Raw genomic sequence first — 2,191 nt, forward strand, 5'->3', positions numbered from 1 at the left:
CCATTACTATTAATAACACTTTGGTACCAATAAAAGCTTTTCTTCGGAATTCTCTTCAAATCCCTTAAGTCACTATCAGTACGGTTGACGAAAACAAAACCATAGCGTTTCTTAAACCCGCTACTAGTACTTATTAAATCGATGTATGACCACGGACAATAACCAAATAATTTTACACCATCCGAAATCGCTAGTTTGCACTGTTTTATGTGGTCTCGTAAGTAGTGTATTCGATAATCATCATTCACTTCACCCCGAGAGTCGACATCATCTAGCCCTCCAACTCCATTTTCAGTGATCAGTATGGGTAAATGATATCTATCATTTAACTCGTTAAGTAGAGTCCGTAATCCAACAGGGTCAATTTCCCATTCCCAAGGTGTTTTCTTTAAGTATGGGTTGTCTTTTCCTTGATACAGCCCAGGCCTTTTCTCATGTTTAGATTCGCCATCTGTCCCGTCAAAATTAAGAACCTTTTCACTAGCGTCCTCATTCTCGGGGCATGCAGCTACAGCCTTACTACTATAATAATTCAAGCCTATAAAGTCTGATTTGGCACTAGCAATGATTTCCATGTCACCATCTTCAATAGTAGGTGCACAATCATTTTCAACCATGTAAGCCCAAACATTTTCTCTATACTTCCCATGACAATATAGATCCATAAATAGCCAGGTATGGAAATCATTTGCCTCACGAGCAGCAAGAATGTCATCTGGATGGCAACTGTATGGGTAATTGGGTGCAATTCCAATAGCTGGACCGATTTTCGCTTCAGGCAATAATTCTCTACATAAATGAATCGCTTGAGCATGAGCTAGCATCATGTTGTGATTTAACTGATACTTCTGCTGCTCTTTAGTTTTATTGCTATTCGGGTCTAGTTCAACAAGGTATGGCAGCAAGAACATGTTGCTTTGCTCATTAATCGTCAACCAGTATTTAACCCTATCACCAAACTCAGTAAACAATGCATGACAATAACTTTTGAAATCATCGATAATTGATCTGCTACACCAACCAGCATATTTATTTTGAAGTGCTAGTGGCATGTCAAAATGAAAAATCGTTACAATAGGTTCAATGTCATTAGCAAGTAGTTCGTCAATCAAATCGTTATAAAACTTAATTCCTTCCGGATTTATATCCCCGGTTCCATCTGGAATAACTCTACTCCACGAAATCGAGAAACGATAAGCTTTCATCCCAAGTTGTTTCATTAAGGCAACATCATCCCGGAAATGATGATAATGGTCAGATGCAATGCTGGTATCGGCATAGTTCGGATTGATGTTGAGGTCAACTGTAGATAATTTTCGCCCATACAGTTCATGAGCGCCTTCTACCTGGTATGCGGCAGTTGAGGCTCCCCAGAGAAAATTCTCTGGGAAGTTTTTAGCATTTTTGTATATCAAGCTGAAACCTCTTCATTAACCATTTTTTTAGTTGCATTATCTTTCACTTTAGCATTAGCAGCAGCTTCTAACTCCTGCTCTTCTATAATTTTCGCTTTCTCTGAAACTTTGAAGAATGGATAATAAACACAAACCGAAATCAAAATGGATATTGCTTGCCAAACCACGGCTCTGATATCACCACCAGTAGATAGATAACCACTTAATAGAGGAGGAGTAGTCCAAGGAATGGCAACAACTACTTTTCCAATTAAACCGTAATACATTAAGCCGTAGGTCGCTGCTTGTAGAATTACAGGTGTTAACACGTAAGGTAGAATAACTACAGGGTTTAACATAATTGGGAAGCCAAATACTAACGGTTCATTTATATTAAATACTGTCGGAGGAGTACAGATTTTGCTAAGTGAACGGTATGTTTTACTGCGCGAACCCAACATAAGAATCACTAAACCAACAGTAGCTCCGGTACCACCTAGCCATAAATTAAAATAGAAGAAACCATAAGCTGTTACATGTGGGATTGTTTCTCCAGCAGCAAATGCCGCAGAGTTGTTAGCTAAATATCCCAATAATACAGGATAGACAATACCAGCAAAAATATTATCGCCATTAATGCCACATACCCAAATAAGTGATGTGAAAAATGTTAGGATAAGAATACCTGGAAGGGTATCCAACCCAAATACTAATGGAGATAAAATACGTTCAATTAATAAGTTAACATCGAAGTTTAGAAAAACTCGAACAAACCATAAGAATGTAATAAATACTAG

2 protein-coding genes are annotated in these 2,191 nt (G+C 38.0%); both read right to left on the reverse strand.

All coding sequences use genetic code 11. The annotated features are described in order from the left end of the window. Positions 1 to 1,415, reverse strand: a 1,415-nt coding sequence (locus B9J87_RS08140; protein WP_094150128.1) for a glycoside hydrolase family 1 protein, incomplete at its 3' end; no start/stop codon positions are given. Beyond that, positions 1,412 to 2,191, reverse strand: a 780-nt coding sequence (locus tag B9J87_RS08145) for a PTS sugar transporter subunit IIC (RefSeq protein ID WP_141201555.1), incomplete at its 5' end; no start/stop codon positions are given. The genes B9J87_RS08145 and B9J87_RS08140, both read right to left, overlap by 4 nt.

The sequence above is a fragment of the Vibrio sp. V19_P1S1T109 genome, from assembly GCF_002241375.1.
Taxonomy (GTDB): Bacteria; Pseudomonadota; Gammaproteobacteria; order Enterobacterales; family Vibrionaceae; genus Vibrio; species Vibrio anguillarum.